The following is a 16,280-nucleotide window of genomic DNA, read 5'->3' as shown; positions in this document are numbered from 1 at the left end:
CCGCGGTGCGGTCGGCGGCGGTACGGTCGGCGGCGGCGCGTGCCGTCAGTCGCAGCAGTCCGTCTCCAGGCCCCTGGGCAGCCGGTCCCCCGCGAAGACCGTGCAGGTGGCCTCGTGGCCGCCGAGCGCGGCCACGGCGAGCAGCAGGGAGCCGGCCGTCCACGTGGTCAGCTCCTTCGGCCATATGGCCTCGTCCTCGAAGACGTAGCCGGTCCAGTACAGGCCGGTCTCCGCATCGCGCAGGTGCTGGATGGACTGCAGGACGTTCAGCGCGCGGTCGGACTCGCCCACCGCCCACAGGGTCAGGGCGAGTTCGGCCGACTCACCGCCCGTCACCCACGGGTTGGGCACCACGCAGCGCACGCCGAGACCGGGCACGACGAAGCGGTCCCAGTCCGCGTCGATACGGGCCTTGGCCTCCGCGCCGGTCAGCGCGCCACCGAGCACCGGGTAGTACCAGTCCATGGAGTAGCGGTCCTTGTCCAGGAACCGCTCCGGGTGCCGCCGGATCGCGTGCCGTAGCGCGCCGACCGCCAACTCCCAGTCGGGCTGCGGCTCCTCGCGCTGCTCGGCGACGGCGAGCGCGCAGCACAGCGCGTGGTGGATGGAGGAGCAGCCGGTCAGCAGCGCGTCCGCGGTGGCCGTGCCGTCGTCCTCGCGCTTCCAGCCGATCTGGCCGCCCGGCTGCTGGAGTCCCAGCACGAACTCGATCGCCGCGTACACCACGGGCCACATGCGGTCCAGGAAGGTGTCGTCGCCGGTCGACAGGTAGTGGTGCCACACCCCTACGGCTATGTAGGCGACGAAGTTGGTCTCCCGGCCCCGGTCGGTGACGTCGTCGTGCGCCCCGTCGGCGTAGGCCGCGTACCAGGAGCCGTCCTCGCGCTGGTGCCGGGCCAGCCACTCGTAGGCCCGCTCGGCCGCCTCGTGCTCACCCGCCGCGTCCAGCGCCATCGCTGCCTCGACGTGGTCCCACGGGTCGAGGTGGTGGCCGCGGAACCAGGGGATCGCCCCGTCCTCCCGCTGCACGGCGAGGATGCCGCGCACGGTCGCGGCGGCCTGCCCGGCGGTGAGGACCCCGGGCAGGACGAGGTGTTCTGTCCGGGGAGTGGTCACTTGGCGGCCGCCCCGGTCTTCGCGTCGCCGCTCTTCGCGTCGCCGGTCTTCTCGTCACCGGTCCGCTCGTCACCGGTCCGCTCGTCGAGGCCCGGCAGGTGTGGCTTGGTCGCGTACGCCACGAAGCTCTTGCCGATCAGCGGGTTCAGCGCCTGCTCGGCGACCCGGGTGGCCAGCGGCTTCTTCATGATGTCCCACACCAGCAGCTTGTGGTACGCCCGCACCGGCAGCGCCTTGTCGTTGTCCACGCCGAAGGCGCACTTGAGCCACCAGTACGGCGAGTGCAGCGCGTGCGCGTGGTGCGTGCCGTACGGCTTGAGGCCCGCCTCGCGGATCTTGCCGAGCAGTTCGTCGGCGCGGTAGATGCGGATGTGGCCGCCCTCGACCTCGTGGTAGGCGTCGGACAGCGCCCAGCACACCTTCTCGGGGCCGTAGCGCGGCACGGTGATCGCGATGCGGCCGCCCGGCTTGAGCACGCGCACCATCTCGGCGAGGACGCCCTTGTCGTCGGGGATGTGCTCCATCACCTCGGAGATGATGACGACGTCGAAGGACTCGTCGGGGAAGGGCAGCGCGAGGGCGTCGCCCTCCATGGCGGTGGCGGTGGCCCCGGCGGGCGCCTCGCCGGCCTCCTTCATCGCCGCGAACCACTTGGCGACCTCGCGGATCTCCTCGCCGTTCTGGTCCAGCGCCACGACCTGCGCGCCGCGCCGGTAGCACTCGAACGCGTGCCGGCCGGCACCGCAGCCGAGGTCCAGGACGCGGTCGCCCGGGGCGAGCGGGAACCGGGAGAAGTCGACGGTCAGCACGTGGCCCTGCTTTCGGAGTAGACAGCCTCTGAGGCCGCGGTGCGGCCGGGATCCTGGACCGCGGTGGGGGTCCCCCCGCTCGGGGAGCGGGGAGGGCGAGTGCCCGTGACCGCGGAGCGGGCGATGGCCTCCCGGTAGTGGGCCACCGTGCCCTCGGCGGCGCGGGCCCAGGTGAACCGCGACAGCACCCGCTCCCGCCCGGCCGCCCCCAGCCGCGTACGCAGCTCCGCGTCCCCCAGCAGCCGGTTCAGCCCGGCGGCCAGCGCGCCCGCGTCGCCCGGCGGCACCGCGAGACAGGTCTCGCCGTCCCGCCCGGCGACCTCGGGGATGGCCCCGCCGGTGGTGGCGACCAGGGGCGTGCCCGTGGCCATCGCCTCGGCCGCGGGCAGCGAGAAGCCCTCGTACAGCGACGGCACGCACGCGACCTCGGCCGAGCGCACCAGGGCGACCAGTTCGGCGTCCGAGACGCCCTTGACGAACTCGACGGCGTCCTTGAGGCCGTACCGCTCGATGGCCTGCGCGACCGGTCCGTCCTCGGCCCGCTTGCCGACGACGACGAGGTGCGCCCCGGGGTGCTCGGCGCGCACCTTCGCCAGCGCCTCGACGAGGAAGACCAGCCCCTTGAGCGGCACGTCGGCGCTGGAGGTGGTCACGATCCGCCCGGGCACCTGCGGCACGGACGGGTCGGGCGAGAACAGGTCGGTGTCGGCGCCGATGTGCACGACGTGGACACGGTCCTCGCGGACCCCGAGGTGGTCGACGATCTCCTGGCGGGAGGTGCCGGAGACGGTGAGCACGGACGGCAGCCGGCGCGCGACGCGCTTCTGCATCCGGGTGAAGGCGTACCAGCGGCGCACCGACAGCCGCCGCAGCCGGCCCTCGGCGGCGTCCAGCTCCAGCCGCCGGTCCACGGTGATGGGGTGGTGGATGGTGGTCACCAGGGGGGCGCCGACGTCGCCGAGCAGTCCGTAGCCGAGGGTCTGGTTGTCGTGCACGACGTCGAACGCGCCGCGGCGGGCGCGCAGATGGCGGCGGGCGCGCAGCGAGAAGGTCAGCGGCTCGGGGAAGCCGCCGGTCCACATGGTGGCGACTTCGAGGGCGTCGACCCAGTCGCGGTACTCCCCGCGCCCCGGCGTGCGGAAGGGGTCCGGCTGGCGGTAGAGGTCGAGGCTCGGCAGTTCGGTCAGGCTCAGGCTGCCCCGGTGGCCCTCGCCCTCGTGTCCGACCTCGTCGAGCACGGGGTAGGGCTGGGCGCCGATCACCTCGACCCGGTGACCGAGGCGGGCCAGCTCGCGCGAGAGGTGGCGTACGTAGACGCCCTGGCCGCCGCAGAACGGGTTTCCCTTGTAGGTGAGGAGCGCGATGTCGAGCGGTCGCCCGCCGTCCGCGGCGAGGTCCGTCGGGGACCCCGTCCGACTGGCCTCAGCGGTCACTCTGGGCCCCCTTCTGACTGCACTGTCCCGCGAGATTACGCCGGGACGCTAATCTAGAACAAGTTTCAGACTTGATCGTTCAGGAGGCTCCGAATCTACCGGCAGGTAGCCGCGGTGTGAGCAGTGGATCAGGTGATTCGCGCCACGGCCGGGGCGCCGCACCGCCGTCCGGATCGAGCGGCCTGACCTACTGCCACGGAGCGGGACCCATGCCTGCGGAAGCCACACCGGGAGCCAGAGCCGCGCGCCCGTCCCCGGCGCCCGCGCCCTCGCGCGCGCAGGGCGGGCAGGGCGGAACGCCCGCCTCGCCATCCGCCTCGCCGCTGACCGAGCGGCAGGAGGCGCGCCGCCGCCGCATCCTGCACGCGAGCGCCCAGCTGGCCGGCCGGGGCGGCTTCGACGCGGTGCAGATGCGGGAGGTCGCGGAGTCCTCGCAGGTCGCGCTCGGCACGCTGTACCGGTACTTCCCGTCCAAGGTCCATCTGCTGGTCGCCACGATGCAGGACCAGCTGGAGCGCATGCACGGCACCCTGCGCAAGAAGCCGCCGGCCGGGGACAGTGCGGCCGAACGGGTGACGGAGACCCTGATGCGGGCCTTCCGCGCGCTTCAGCGCGAGCCGCACCTGGCCGACGCGATGGTCCGGGCGCTGACCTTCGCCGACCGCAGCGTGAGCCCGGAGGTGGACCAGGTCTCCCGGCAGACCACCGCGATCATCCTGGACGCCATGGGCCTGGACGGCGACCCCACCCCGGAGCAGCTGTCCGCGGTGCGCGTCATCGAGCACACCTGGCACTCGGCGCTGATCACCTGGCTGTCGGGACGCGCCTCGATCGCGCAGGTGCGGATAGACATAGAGACGGTGTGCCGCCTGATCGACCTGACGACGGAGCCGGACCGCGGGCCGGGGGCATGAGAAAGACCTACGAGACGGGTTCGTCGCCCGACCGTCGACGTCGGCCCCGGCGGATGCTTGCGCGTCACGCTGAAGTCGGCTACTCCGCTCGAGTTTCCTCGCTCGCCTCGTAGGCTGAATTCAGGATAACTCCGGTGGAATCGGACGCAAGACCCTCGCCGGAACATTCGGCGTATTTTTCACTCTTCCGGCGGAAAGACCGGCTCCCCGCTGCCCAGCAGGGTGATCGCGATGGCCTCCACCGGGCAGTTCTCCGCCGCCAGCAGGACGTCCTCGTCGGCGTCCGTCTCCGCCTGGACCGGCCGGGACTGACGCCCCTCGTCGAGCCGGAAGCCGCCGGGGGCGCGGTGCACGCACTGCGCGGAGCCGATGCACAGCGACCGGTCGACCTCCACGTGCCAGCGGTCCCCCATCCCGCTCACGCCTCCCAGCCGGCGGGCAGGTGGATCATCTTGTGCTCCAGGTACTCCCCGTACCCCTCGGGCCCGAACTCCCGCCCCAGCCCGGAGTCCTTGTAGCCGCCGAAGGGTCCGAGCATGTCGAGGCTGAAGGTGTTCACGGAGTACGTGCCGGTGCGCACCCTGCGCGCGACGTCGATGCCGTGCTCCACGTCGGCCGTCCACACGCTGCCGCTGAGCCCGTAGTCGGAGTCGTCGGCGATGCGCACGGCCTCGGACTCGTCGCCGTAGGGCAGCAGGCAGATCACCGGGCCGAAGATCTCCTCGCGGGCGATGCGCATGGAGTTGTCGACGTCGCCGAAGAGGGTCGGCTCCACGTACCAGCCGCGCTCCATGCCCGGCGGACGGCCGCCGCCGGTGAGGATCTTGGCGCCCTCCTCCTGGCCGATGCGGATGTAGTCGAGGCTGCGCCGCTGCTGGCGCCGCGCCACCAGCGGGCCGACCTGGGTGGCCGGGTCGAGCGGGTCGCCGACCTTGAGCGCGCCGGCCGCCTGGGCCAGGGCGTCGGCGAACTCGTCGTAGCGCGAGCGCGGGAGCAGGACGCGGGTCTGGGCGACGCACGCCTGACCGTTGTTCATCCAGGCCGCGGGGACGATCCCGGCGACGGCGGTCTCCAGGTCGGCGTCCGGCAGCACCACGGCCGCCGACTTGCCGCCGAGTTCCAGCGTCACCCGGGTGAGGTTGCGCGCGGCGACCTCCATGACGCGCTTCCCGGCGGCCACGGAACCGGTGAAGGCCACCTTGTCGACGCCGGGGTGCCCGACGAGGTACTCGCTGACCTCGCGGTCGGCCGGCAGGATCGACAGCACGCCCTCGGGCAGCCCGGCCTCGCGGGCGATCTCGCCGAGCACGTAGGCGTCGAGCGGCGACTCGGGCGAGGGCTTGAGCACGACGGTGCAGCCGGCGAGCAGGGCGGGGGCGAGTTTGGCGGCCGCCACGAACTGGGGCACGTTCCAGGGCACCACGGCCGCGACGACCCCGACCGGCTCGCGCCGCACGAGGATCCGCCCGAGCACGCCGTCACGGGCCTCCTCGTGGACGAAGCCCCGCGCCACGGTGACGGCCGCGTCCCACACCATCATCGCGCCGAGCGCCTGGGCGAGGACGCTCCAGGAGTAAGGGGAGCCGTTCTGCGCGGAGATGAGCCGGGCGATCTCCTCGTGACGGGCGCCGATCGCGTCCTTGATCCTCGTCACGACCTCGATCCGCTCCTCCGGACCGAGGCGCGGCCAGGGCCCCTCGTCGAAGGCGCGGCGCGCGGCGGCGACGGCACGGTCGACGTCCGCACGCGAGGCGTGCGGCACCCGCCCGAAGACCTCCTCGGTGTGCGGCGAGACCACCTCGATGACGTCCTCGCCCAGGGGGTCGGTCAACTCCCCGCCGATGAAAAGCTGTCCGTGTTCCACGAGCTCGGTCATGGCCGACTGCCTCCTGCGGCACGGGTGTCCGGCACTTCGCCCGACGTTTTCTGACGCCCTTTCAGAACTGATATCAGTTCTAGTTATAGTGGGCAATGGCCGTGTGAGGTGTGGCGCCGGAGGGGGACGGAGGGCGGACCGATGGCTCTGACGTTCGATCACGGTGGTGGCGTGCGGTCCGTCGCGGTGCCGATCCCGGACAACCCGCTGGGCCACACGCTGGTGTACGTGGTGGACACCGGCCGGGGCCCCGTGCTGGTCGACACCGGGTGGGACGACCCGGCCTCCTGGGAGGCGCTCGCCGAGGGGCTGGCGGCGTTCGGCACCTCGCCGGGGGACGTCCACGGCGTGCTGATCACGCACCACCACCCGGACCACCACGGCCTGTCCGGGCGCGTACGGGAGGCGTCCGGCGCGTGGGTCGCGATGCACGCGGCGGACATCGCGATCGTACGGCGCACGCGCGAGGCGAGGCCGGAGCGCTGGTTCGCCTACATGGCGGCCAAGCTGGAGGCGGCCGGCGCCCCCGAGGAGCACGTGGCGCCCCTGCGCGCCGCGCGCGGCCGTACGCTGCCGGGTCTGGCGCCCGCCCTCCCGGACCGCGAGATCGTCCCCGGCGAGCTGCTCGACCTGCCCGGCCGCCGGCTGCGCGCCGTCTGGACCCCGGGGCACACCCCCGGCCACGTCTGCCTGCACCTGGAGGAGGACCACCCGGCCGGATCCCCGGGCCGCGGCCGCCTGTTCTCCGGCGACCACCTGCTCCCGGGGATCACCCCGCACATCGGCCTGTACGAGGACCCCGACGACGCCACGGTCACCGACCCGCTGGGCGACTACCTCGCCTCCCTGGAGCGCGTCGGCCGCCTCACCCCCGCCGAGGTCCTCCCCGCCCACCAGCACCCCTTCGGCGACGCCGGCGCGCGCGTCCAGGACCTCCTGGCCCACCACGAACACCGGCTCGCCTCCCTCCTCTCCCTCCTCTCCGAACCCCTCACCCCCTGGCAGCTCGCCACCCGCATGCGCTGGAACCGCCCCTGGCCCGAGATCCCCCGCGCCTCCCGCGACATCGCGGTCTCCGAAGCCGAGTCCCACCTCCGCCACCTGGTCAAGCAGGGCCGGGCAGAACCGGTCCCGGGCACCGACCCGGTGACGTACGTACGGACCGCGTGAGCGCCACCCCCGCGCTCGGCGTGACCGCCACCCCGCGCACCGCGTGACCGCCACCCCGCGCTCGGCGTGACCGCGGTCCCACCCCCCGCGTGACCGTCGTCCCACCCGGCCACCCCCCGGGTGCCCGGCTACGGGCCGGTACAGTGGCCGGGTCGTCATCACACCCGTTCGGGGGGAAGCCGGTGGGAATCCGGCGCTGACCCGCAACCGTGAGCCGTCCGTGAGGGCGGCGAGCCGGACTGCCCCGGGCGGAGCGTGACCGGCTCATGTGCGTCGGCGGCCCGCCGTCGCACCGCACCGTCGAGGTTTACGGAGCCGAGCCGCCGGGGTGTCCCGTGCTGCCCGGCTCCGCAGGGAGAGGCACCCATGAACGTCCGCCGCAGCGCCGCGGCCCTGGCCGCCGTCGCCGTGATCGGCACCGCAGCACCCGCCGTCGCCGCAGACTCGTCCCCCTCCCCGTCCCCGGTGCTGCCCTCCGGGCTCTACGGCCACACCGACCCCAAGTACGACGGCGTCTGGCGCCAGTCCCTCGCCCTGCTGGCGCAGCACACCGCGGGTGTGCGTCCCGCCGCGAAGGCGGTCGACTGGCTGGCGGGGCAGCAGTGCGCGGACGGCGCGTTCGCCGCGTTCCGCGCCGAACCGGCCCGTGCCTGCGACGCCAAGGTGATGGTCGACACCAACAGCACGGCCGCCGCCGTGCAGGCCCTCGCCGCGCTCGGCGGCCACGACTCGGCGACCGCCAAGGCCGTCACCTGGCTGAAGTCGGTGCAGAACAAGGACGGCGGCTGGGGCTACACGCCGGGCGGCCCCAGCGACACCAACTCGACCTCGGTCGTCGCCGGCGCCCTCGCCGCCACCGGCCTCAAGCCCGCCGACGTGCGCAAGGACGGCAGGCCCGGCGGCAAGTCCCCCTACGACGCCCTGCTCAAGCTCGCCCTGCCCTGCACCGGCGGCGACGCGGGCGCCGGTGCCTTCGCCTACCAGCCCGACAAGAAGGGCAAGCTCGCCGCCAACGCCGACGCGACCGCCGCCGGAGTCGTCGGCCTGCTCGGCCAGGGCCTGGCCGCCAAGCCCGCGCCCAAGGCCGGCGCCGCCGCGCACTGCACCGACTCCGGCAAGGCGACCCCCGAGCGTGCCGCCGCCAACGGCGCCTCCTACCTCGCGGGGGCCGTCGCCAAGAACGGCTACCTCACCTCCGTGCTGCCCGGCTCCACCGACCAGCCCGACTACGGCAACACCGCCGACGCGGTCGTCGCCCTCGCCGCGCAGGGCGGCGCCGCCCAGGCGCAAAAGCCCCTGAAGTGGCTGGAGAAGCACTCCGAGTCCTGGGCCAAGCAGAGCGGCCCCGCCGCCTACGCCCAGCTGATCTTCGCGGCGAACGCCACCGGCACCGACCCCCGCGACTTCGGCGGCACCGACCTCGTCGCCAGGCTCTCCGCCACCGGCCCGGCCCCGCAGTCCGCCACGAGCGAGAGCGCCAAGGCCAAGGCCGAGGACAGCGCGAAGGACGGCTCCTCCGGCTTCCACGGCTGGTGGTTCGTCGCGGCCTGCCTGGTCGCCGGCATCGGCATCGGGTTCCTGTTCAGCGGCCGGAAGAGCAGGCGGCAGCCGTGATACGCAGGCTCCGCACGCCCGCCGCGCTCCCGGCCCTGTGCACCCTGCTCGCCGCCGCCCTGCTGCTGGCGGCGGGCGCGGGCCGGGCGCAGGCCACCGGCTACCGGTACTGGTCCTTCTGGGAGCGCCAGGGCGACCACTGGACGTACGCCACCGAGGGCCCCTCCACGGCCCGTCCCGCCGACGGCGACGTCCAGGGCTTCCGCTTCGCGGTCAGCGCGGACTCCCAGGACGCGAGCAAGCCCCGCGGCACCGCCGGCTTCGCCGCGATCTGCGCCCACACCCCGGCCCGGCACGGCAGCAAACGCGTCGCGCTGGTGCTGGACTTCGGCGTCCGCGCCGACGCGCCCTCCGGCGAGACGCCCCCGGCGCCGCGCACCGTCTGCGCGCGCGTCCCGTCCGACGCGACCACGGCCGAGGCCCTCGCCGCCGTGGCGAAGCCCCTGCGCTACGACACCAACGCGCTGCTCTGCGCCATCTCCGGCTACCCGGCCAAGGGCTGCGGCGAGCAGGTCACCACCGGCGGGGACGACAAGAGCGGCGCCACGAAGAGCGCCGCGAAGAACGACGACGGCGGCGGGCCCTCCGCCGGCCTGCTGACCGGCGGTGCCGTGATCGCCGTACTGGCCGGCGCGGCCGTGTGGCAGGCCCGGCGGCGCAGGCATGGCTGAGGCGCCCGGCGTCCACCCGGGCGCCTGGTGGCTGTGGGCGCTCGCCCTGGGCACCGCCGCCACCCGCACCACCAACCCGCTCCTGCTCGCCCTGCTCCTCACCGTCTCCGCCCACGTCGTCGTGACCTGCCGCCCCGACACCCCCTCCGCCCGCTCCTACAGCGCCTTCCTCCGGCTCGCCCTGGCCGTCCTCGTCATCCGCCTCGGCTTCGCGGTCCTGCTCGGTTCGCCCATCCCCGGTACGCACGTGCTGCTCACGCTCCCCGAAGTACCGCTCCCGCACTGGGCGCAGGGCATCCGCCTCGGCGGCCGGGTGACGGCGGAGTCCGTGCTGTTCGCCCTGTACGACGGGCTGCGGCTGGCCACCCTGCTGGTCTGCGTGGGCGCCGCGAACGCCCTGGCGGCCCCCGCCCGGCTGCTCAAGTCCCTGCCCGGCGCCCTGTACGAGGCGGGCGTGGCCGTGGTCGTCGCCCTCACCTTCGCCCCGCACCTGGTCGCCGACGGCCGCAGGCTGCGCGCCGCCCGCAGGCTGCGCGGCCGCCCCGACCGCGGTGTCCGCGGCCTGCTGCACGTCGGACTGCCCGTCCTGGAGGGCGCGCTGGAGCGCTCGGTGGCGCTCGCCGCCGCGATGGACGCCCGCGGTTACGGCCGTACCGCCGAGGTCGCGCCCGCCGTCCGCCGCACCACCGCCGCCCTCACCCTCGGCGGGCTGCTCGGCGTGTGCGCCGGCACGTACGGGCTGCTCACCGCCGAGGGCGGGACCTACGGCCTGCCCGTCCTGCTCGCCGGGGCCGCCGCCGCGCTCGCCGGGCTGTGGCTCGGCGGCCGCCGCTCCGCGCGCACCCGCTACCGCCCCGACACCTGGAACCCGCGCTCCTGCCTGGTCGCGGGCTCCGGCGCGGCGGTCGCCGCGCTGCTGGTCCTCGCCGCCTCCCGGGCCCCGCAGGCCCTGCACCCCGGTGTGGTCCCGCTCGTCGCCCCCGCCCTTCCCCTGTGGCCAGCCGCGGCCGTACTGCTCGGCCTGCTCCCGGCCTTCGCCGCGCCCGTGCGCCGCCTGCCGGAGGAGCCGTCGTGATCCGCTTCGAGGACGTCTCCGTGACCTACGACGGAGCCGCCGAACCCACCGTCCAGGGCGTCGACTTCGAGGTGCCCGAGGGCGAACTCGTGCTGCTCGTCGGGCCGTCCGGCGTCGGCAAGTCCACCGTGCTCGGCGCGGTGAGCGGGCTGGTGCCGCACTTCACCGGCGGCACCCTGCGCGGCCGGGTCACCGTCGCCGGCCGCGACACCCGCACCCACAAGCCGCGCGAACTCGCCGACGTGGTCGGCACGGTGGGCCAGGACCCGCTGTCCCACTTCGTCACGGACACCGTGGAGGACGAACTCGCCTACGGCATGGAGTCGCTGGGCCTCGCCCCGGACGTCATGCGGCGCCGCGTGGAGGAGACCCTGGACCTGCTGGGCCTCGCCGACCTGCGCGGCCGGTCCATCGCCACGCTCTCCGGCGGCCAGCAGCAGCGGGTCGCGATCGGCTCGGTCCTCACCCCGCACCCGCAGGTCCTGGTCCTGGACGAGCCGACCTCCGCCCTCGACCCGGCCGCCGCCGAGGAGGTCCTGGCCGTGCTCCAGCGGCTGGTGCACGACCTCGGTACGACGGTCCTGATGGCCGAGCACCGCCTGGAGCGGGTCGTGCAGTACGCCGACCAGGTCGTCCTGCTGCCCTCCCCGGGCGCGGCCCCCGTCCTGGGCGGCCCCGCCGAGATCATGGCGACCTCGCCGGTGTTCCCGCCGGTGGTGGACCTCGGCCGCCTGGCGGGCTGGTCACCGCTCCCGCTCACCGTCCGCGACGCCCGCCGCCGGGCGACGGACCTGCGCACCCGCCTGGCCGGCCACGAAGGCGCCCCCACCCGGCCCGCGTCCGCCGCCGCGCCCCCCGCACGCCCCGCCGTCCCCGCACCGCGCACCCCCCGTCCGGGCCCCCGCCTGCGGCTCCGCCCGCGCAAGCGGCCCGACGCCGGCACCCCCGCCACCACGCCCGCCACCGCCACGCCCGCCGCGGACGTCCCGCCCGTCGCCGAAGTCCGCTCGCTCGCCGTGCGCCGGGGCGCGGTACGAGCGCTGCGCCGCGTGGACCTCACCGTCGCCCCCGGCGAGACCGTCGCCCTGATGGGCCGCAACGGCGCCGGCAAGTCCACCCTGCTCGGCTCGCTCGTCGGCCTCGTCGAGCCCTCGGCAGGGCAGGTCCGCGTGGGCGGGGCCGTCCCGCACCGCACCCCGCCGCGCGAGCTGGTGCGCCGCGTGGGCCTGGTCCCGCAGGAGCCGCGCGACCTGCTGTACGCCGACACGGTCGCCGCCGAGTGCGCGGCGGCCGACCGGGACGCGCAGGCCGCGCCCGGCACCTGCCGCGCCCTGGTCAGCGAGCTGCTGCCGGGCGTGGGCGACGGCACGCACCCCCGGGACCTGTCCGAGGGGCAGCGCCTGGCGCTCGCGCTCGCCGTCGTGCTGACCGCCCGGCCCCCGCTGCTGCTCCTGGACGAGCCGACCCGCGGGCTGGACTACGGCGCGAAGGCCCGCCTGGTCGCGGTGCTGCGCGCGCTCGCCGCCGAGGGCCACGCGATCGTGCTGGCCACGCACGACGTGGAACTGGCCGCCGAGCTCGCCCACCGGGTGGTCCTGCTCGCCGAGGGCGAGGTGATCGCCGACGGCCCCACCGCCGAGGTGGTCGTCTCCTCCCCCTCCTACGCCCCCCAGGTGACGAAGATCCTCGCCCCGCAGCGGTGGCTCACGGTCGCCCAGGTCCGTGAGGCGCTGGGAGGAGTACGCACGTGAAGCCGCCCGCCGGCAGCGACGCGCAGGCGCGGGCCGTGCGCCTGGGTCCCCGCTCCACCGCCACTCTCCTGCTCGTGAGCGCGGTCGGGGTGGCCGCCTTCACCTGGCCGTTCCTCGCGCCGCCCGCCTCGCAGCTCAGCGCCCACGCCCAGGACGCGCCCTGGCTCTTCGCGGGTCTGCTGGTGCTGCTGGTCGCGGTCGTCACGGCGACGATCTCCGAGTCGGGCCTCGGCCCGAAGGCGGTGGCGATGCTCGGCGTGCTGGCCGCGGCCGGGGCCGCCCTGCGCCCGATCGGGGCGGGCACCGCGGGCCTGGAACCCATGTTCTTCCTGATGGTGCTGAGCGGCCGCGTGCTCGGGCCGGGCTTCGGCTACGTGCTCGGCTCGGTGACGATGTTCGCCTCCGCGCTGCTCACCGGGGGCGTGGGCCCCTGGATGCCGTTCCAGATGGTGGCCATGGGGTGGTTCACGATGGGCGCGGGCCTGCTGCCGGGCCCCGACCGCCTGCGCGAGCGCGCGGAACTGGCGCTGCTCGCGGTCTACGGCTTCCTCGCCGCGTTCGCGTACGGCACCGTCATGAACCTCGCGGGCTGGCCCTTCATGGGCGCCCTCGCCTCCTCCATCGCCTTCGACCCGCACGCGGGCGTGCCCGCCAACCTGGCCCGCTTCGTCGCGTACTGCCTGGCCACCTCGCTGGGCTGGGACCTCGGCCGGGCCGTCGTCACCGTCGTGCTGACCCTGGTCGTGGGCCCGGCGGTGCTCAGGGCGCTGCGCCGGGCCACCCGGCGGGCCGCGTTCGAGGCGCCGGTCGCCTTCGACGGCCCCGGCGCGTGACGTCCGCACCACCACAGCGTCATCGGGCGGGGACGGTCGGTGAGGGCGCCGGTGAAGCGGCCCACATGACGTGGGTCACCTACGAAGGCGGGTCGTAGCCGGACGGCCGTGGCATGGACCCGACATTGCCCGTGCCCACCTGGGGTTTGAGAGCCGGCTCACACGCACGACCACCGCCGCGTATGCGAACACAACTAGTAAAAGGGGTGTTTGCGGACGGATTTCGCGGCTGCTTCTCTGGACGACGTCGCCGGGCACCGCCGATCACGGCAGGCCCGCGACTCCCCGTCCCCGAGGCAAGAGGTTCTCCGTGTCCGTCTCCTTCATCCGCCGCATCGCCGCCCCGAAGAAGGCCCTCACCACCGCCGCCGTGGCCGCCGCCACCGTCGGCATGGCCCTCACGTCGGCCCCCGCCCACGCGGCCCCGGCCCACTCGGCCGCCGACGCCAAGACGGTCGCGCACAAGATGATCCCGGACGCCGCGCAGTTCAACGCCTTCAGCCACATCGTCGAGCGCGAGAGCGGCTGGAACGTCAACGCCACCAACGCCTCCTCCGGCGCCTACGGCCTGGTCCAGGCCCTGCCGGGCTCGAAGATGGCCTCGGCCGGCGCCGACTGGAAGACCAACGCCCAGACCCAGATCAAGTGGGGCCTGGACTACATGAAGTCCCGCTACGGCAGCCCGGTCGGCGCCTGGAACTTCTGGCAGGCCAACGGCTGGTACTGATCGCCGTACCGGCCGGAGAACCCGGCTTGAGCCACCTCACGGCACTCGTGGAGGCGGCGGCCCCCGATCCCCTGGGCCGCCGCCTTCGCCGTGTCCGCGCCCGGCGCCCTCGGCCGGGTCTGCTTTTCTGGTGCGATGACGACGCAGCCCCCGCCGGACGGCGCGCGCGCACCTGACCCCGAGGCCCGCGGACTGCCCCTGGTCATCGTGCTGCTGGGGCTGACCGTGGTCAGCGGGATCATCGACGCGGTCAGCTATCTGGGCCTCGGGCACGTCTTCACCGCCAACATGACCGGCAACGTGGTCGTCCTCGGCTTCGCCGCCGCCGGGGCGCCCGGCTTCACCGTGACGCACACCGCCGCCTCCCTCGCCGCGTTCCTGCTGGGCGCGGTGGCCGGCGGGCGGGTCGCGGCACGCTTCGGCGGCGGCTCGCGCCGCGCCTGGGCCCGCGGCACGCTGGCCGCCGAGGCGGTCCTGGTCGGCGCGTCGGCCGCCATCGCCCACGCCGCTCCGGGCGCCCGCGGCACGGCGTACGCCCTGATCGTGCTGACGGCCTTCGCGATGGGCCTGCGCAACGCCACGGTGCGCAAACTGGGCGTGCCCGACCTCACCACCACCGTGCTCACCATGACCCTGACCGGGCTCGCCTCCGACTCCCGCGCGGGCGGCGGCTCCGGCCGCCGCTCCCCGCGCCGCACCGCGGCCGTGGTCGCGATGCTCGCGGGCGCCGTGCTCGGCGCCTGGCTGGTGGTCCGCGGGCACCTGGCCACCGCGCTGCTGATCGCGGCCGCGGCGACCGGAGTCCTGGCGGTGGCGACTTCAGGCCGTGAGTGACCCACCGTCCGGAGGTCACGGCGAGCGCGCCGGTCAGGTACGGGTGACCCGCAGTTCCTTCACGCCGTTGATCCACGCCGACCGCAGTCTGCGCGGGTCGCCCGCCAGGCGCAGGCCGGGCATGGCGTCGGCGACGGCGTTGAAGATGAGGTCGATCTCCAGGACGGCCAGGGACTTGCCGAGGCAGTAGTGCGGGCCCCCGCCGCCGAAGCCGAGGTGCGGGTTGGGGTCGCGGGTGATGTCGAAGGCGTCCGGGTCCTCGAAGACGTCCGGGTCGTGGTTGGCGGAGGCGTAGAACAGGCCGACCCGCTCGCCCTGGCGGATCCGTGCGCCGCCGAGTTCGGTGTCCCGCGTGGCGGTGCGCTGGAAGGCGTTGACCGGTGTCGCCCAGCGGACGATCTCCTCGGCGGTGGTGGCCGGGCGCTCCCGTTTGAACAGGTCCCACTGGCCGGGGTGGGTGAGGAAGGCGTGCATGCCGTGGGTGATGGCGTTGCGGGTCGTCTCGTTGCCGGCCACCGCGAGCATCAGCACGAAGAAGCCGAACTCGTCGGAGTTCAGGTTGCCTTCGTCCTCGGCCGCCACCAGCGTGGTCACGATGTCGTGGGCAGGGCACCGCTTGCGCTCCGCGGCCATGTTCATGGCGTAAGCGATGATCTCGGCGGCGGACTGCGCGCCGGCCTCCTCGGTGATCGCGTACTCGGGGTCGTCGTAGGCGATCATGCGGTTGGACCAGTCGAATATCTTCGCCCGGTCCTCCTGGGGCACTCCGATCAGCTCGGCGATGGCCTGGAGGGGCAGTTCGCAGGCGACCTGGGTGACGAAGTCGAACGGCCCGGACCGCGCGCGGGCGCCGGCGACGATGGCGTGGGCGCGGTCGCGCAGCCGTTCCTCCAGCGCCCGTATGGCGCGCGGGGTGAAGCCGCGCTGCACGATCTGGCGCACCCGGGTGTGTTCCGGCGGGTCCATGTTGAGCAGGATCAGCCGCTGTGCGTCGATCGCGTCGCGCTGGATGTGCTCGTTGAAGCGGATGATGGCGGTGTTGCGGGTGGAGGAGAAGATCTCGGGGTGCGTGGAGACGTACTTGACGTCCGCGTGCCGGGTGACGGCCCAGTAGCCGTCGTCCGCGAAGCCGGCCAGCCCGTGCGGCTGGGCGATCCAGCGCACCGGCTCGGTGCGGCGCAGCCCGGCGAACTCCGGGAGGGGCACGCGCTGGTGCAGCAGGTCGGGGTCGGTGAGGTCGAACCCGTCGGGCAGCGCGGGATCGGGCATGGCGACTCACTCCCACCACTATGCGGCCGCCACGGCGACACCGTTGCCTGACGGCCCATCAGGAATTGCGGTGAAGGTAGTAACGGGTTCCAGAAGTCGCAAGAGCCGCGACGGCGTCAATCGCGTGCGGAACTCGTGCGGATGCGCAGATCAAGTCTTCTGGCGCTGCACGCCCCTTGCGGCAGTGG

15 protein-coding genes and 1 riboswitch are annotated in these 16,280 nt (G+C 74.4%); of the genes, 9 read left to right on the top strand and 6 right to left on the bottom strand.

Annotation, left to right across the window (positions count from 1 at the left end; translation table 11 throughout):
• Positions 1-45: 45 nt before the first annotated feature.
• The 3 genes from IE217_RS00155 to IE217_RS00145 are packed head-to-tail and all read right to left on the bottom strand — an operon-like array spanning position 46 to position 3,358.
• On the bottom strand, positions 46-1,116 hold the full coding sequence (locus IE217_RS00155) for a prenyltransferase/squalene oxidase repeat-containing protein (RefSeq protein ID WP_190175582.1): 1,071 nt from the start codon (positions 1,114-1,116) through the stop codon (positions 46-48).
• Complete coding sequence (locus IE217_RS00150) at positions 1,113-1,925, bottom strand: class I SAM-dependent methyltransferase (RefSeq protein WP_229864954.1); 813 nt, start codon at positions 1,923-1,925, stop codon at positions 1,113-1,115. The genes IE217_RS00155 and IE217_RS00150 overlap by 4 nt, the downstream gene beginning before the upstream one ends.
• Complete coding sequence (locus IE217_RS00145; RefSeq protein WP_190175581.1) at positions 1,919-3,358, bottom strand: glycosyltransferase family 4 protein; 1,440 nt, start codon at positions 3,356-3,358, stop codon at positions 1,919-1,921. The genes IE217_RS00150 and IE217_RS00145 overlap by 7 nt, the downstream gene beginning before the upstream one ends.
• A 209-nt stretch (positions 3,359-3,567) precedes the next feature.
• On the opposite strand from IE217_RS00145, the gene IE217_RS00140 reads away from it, so the two are divergent.
• On the top strand, positions 3,568-4,272 hold the full coding sequence (locus IE217_RS00140; RefSeq protein ID WP_229864952.1) for a TetR family transcriptional regulator: 705 nt from the start codon (positions 3,568-3,570) through the stop codon (positions 4,270-4,272).
• Positions 4,273-4,451: 179 nt separating this feature from the next.
• Here IE217_RS00140 and IE217_RS00135 read toward each other — a convergent pair whose 3' ends face one another.
• Complete coding sequence (locus IE217_RS00135; RefSeq protein ID WP_190176065.1) at positions 4,452-4,685, bottom strand: ferredoxin; 234 nt, start codon at positions 4,683-4,685, stop codon at positions 4,452-4,454.
• Positions 4,686-4,690: 5 nt separating this feature from the next.
• On the bottom strand, positions 4,691-6,148 hold the full coding sequence (locus IE217_RS00130) for an aldehyde dehydrogenase (protein ID WP_190175580.1): 1,458 nt from the start codon (positions 6,146-6,148) through the stop codon (positions 4,691-4,693).
• A 141-nt stretch (positions 6,149-6,289) separates the two neighbouring features.
• Between IE217_RS00130 and IE217_RS00125 the strand changes: the two genes are divergently transcribed.
• The 8 genes from IE217_RS00125 (at position 6,290) to IE217_RS00090 (ending at position 14,823) form a co-directional block, all read left to right on the top strand.
• Positions 6,290-7,318 carry a Strvi_7410 family MBL fold metallo-hydrolase gene (locus tag IE217_RS00125; protein WP_190175579.1) on the top strand — a complete coding sequence of 343 codons (1,029 nt, stop codon included), beginning with the start codon at positions 6,290-6,292 and terminating at the stop codon, positions 7,316-7,318.
• 175 nt (positions 7,319-7,493) lie between these two features.
• Positions 7,494-7,551: riboswitch (cobalamin riboswitch) on the top strand.
• Between the two features lie 133 nt (positions 7,552-7,684).
• Complete coding sequence (locus IE217_RS00120) at positions 7,685-8,932, top strand: SCO2321 family membrane protein (RefSeq protein ID WP_190175578.1); 1,248 nt, start codon at positions 7,685-7,687, stop codon at positions 8,930-8,932.
• Complete coding sequence (locus tag IE217_RS00115; protein ID WP_190175577.1) at positions 8,929-9,603, top strand: SCO2322 family protein; 675 nt, start codon at positions 8,929-8,931, stop codon at positions 9,601-9,603. The genes IE217_RS00120 and IE217_RS00115 overlap by 4 nt, the downstream gene beginning before the upstream one ends.
• A complete protein-coding gene (locus IE217_RS00110) occupies positions 9,596-10,678 on the top strand; it encodes a CbiQ family ECF transporter T component (protein ID WP_190175576.1) in 1,083 nt (360 codons plus the stop codon). The genes IE217_RS00115 and IE217_RS00110 overlap by 8 nt, the downstream gene beginning before the upstream one ends.
• Positions 10,675-12,429, top strand: a complete 1,755-nt coding sequence (locus tag IE217_RS00105) for an ABC transporter ATP-binding protein (RefSeq protein ID WP_190175575.1) — start codon at positions 10,675-10,677, stop codon at positions 12,427-12,429. Before IE217_RS00110 ends, IE217_RS00105 begins: the two co-directional genes overlap by 4 nt.
• Positions 12,426-13,262 carry an ECF transporter S component gene (locus IE217_RS00100; RefSeq protein WP_190175574.1) on the top strand — a complete coding sequence of 279 codons (837 nt, stop codon included), beginning with the start codon at positions 12,426-12,428 and terminating at the stop codon, positions 13,260-13,262. Before IE217_RS00105 ends, IE217_RS00100 begins: the two co-directional genes overlap by 4 nt.
• Before the next feature lie 310 nt (positions 13,263-13,572).
• A complete protein-coding gene (locus IE217_RS00095; RefSeq protein WP_190175573.1) occupies positions 13,573-13,989 on the top strand; it encodes an aggregation-promoting factor C-terminal-like domain-containing protein in 417 nt (138 codons plus the stop codon).
• A gap of 135 nt (positions 13,990-14,124) precedes the next feature.
• A complete protein-coding gene (locus IE217_RS00090) occupies positions 14,125-14,823 on the top strand; it encodes a YoaK family protein (RefSeq protein ID WP_190175572.1) in 699 nt (232 codons plus the stop codon).
• A gap of 33 nt (positions 14,824-14,856) precedes the next feature.
• On the opposite strand, the gene IE217_RS00085 is transcribed toward IE217_RS00090, so the two are convergent.
• Positions 14,857-16,092, bottom strand: a complete 1,236-nt coding sequence (locus tag IE217_RS00085) for a cytochrome P450 (protein ID WP_190175571.1) — start codon at positions 16,090-16,092, stop codon at positions 14,857-14,859.
• Positions 16,093-16,280: the final 188 nt, after the last annotated feature.

Source organism: Streptomyces naganishii JCM 4654, from assembly GCF_014650575.1.
In the GTDB taxonomy this organism is placed as follows: domain Bacteria; phylum Actinomycetota; class Actinomycetes; order Streptomycetales; family Streptomycetaceae; genus Streptomyces; species Streptomyces naganishii.
The sequence above is the reverse complement of the archived record's forward strand: the minus strand, read 5'-3'. Positions and strand labels throughout refer to the sequence as shown.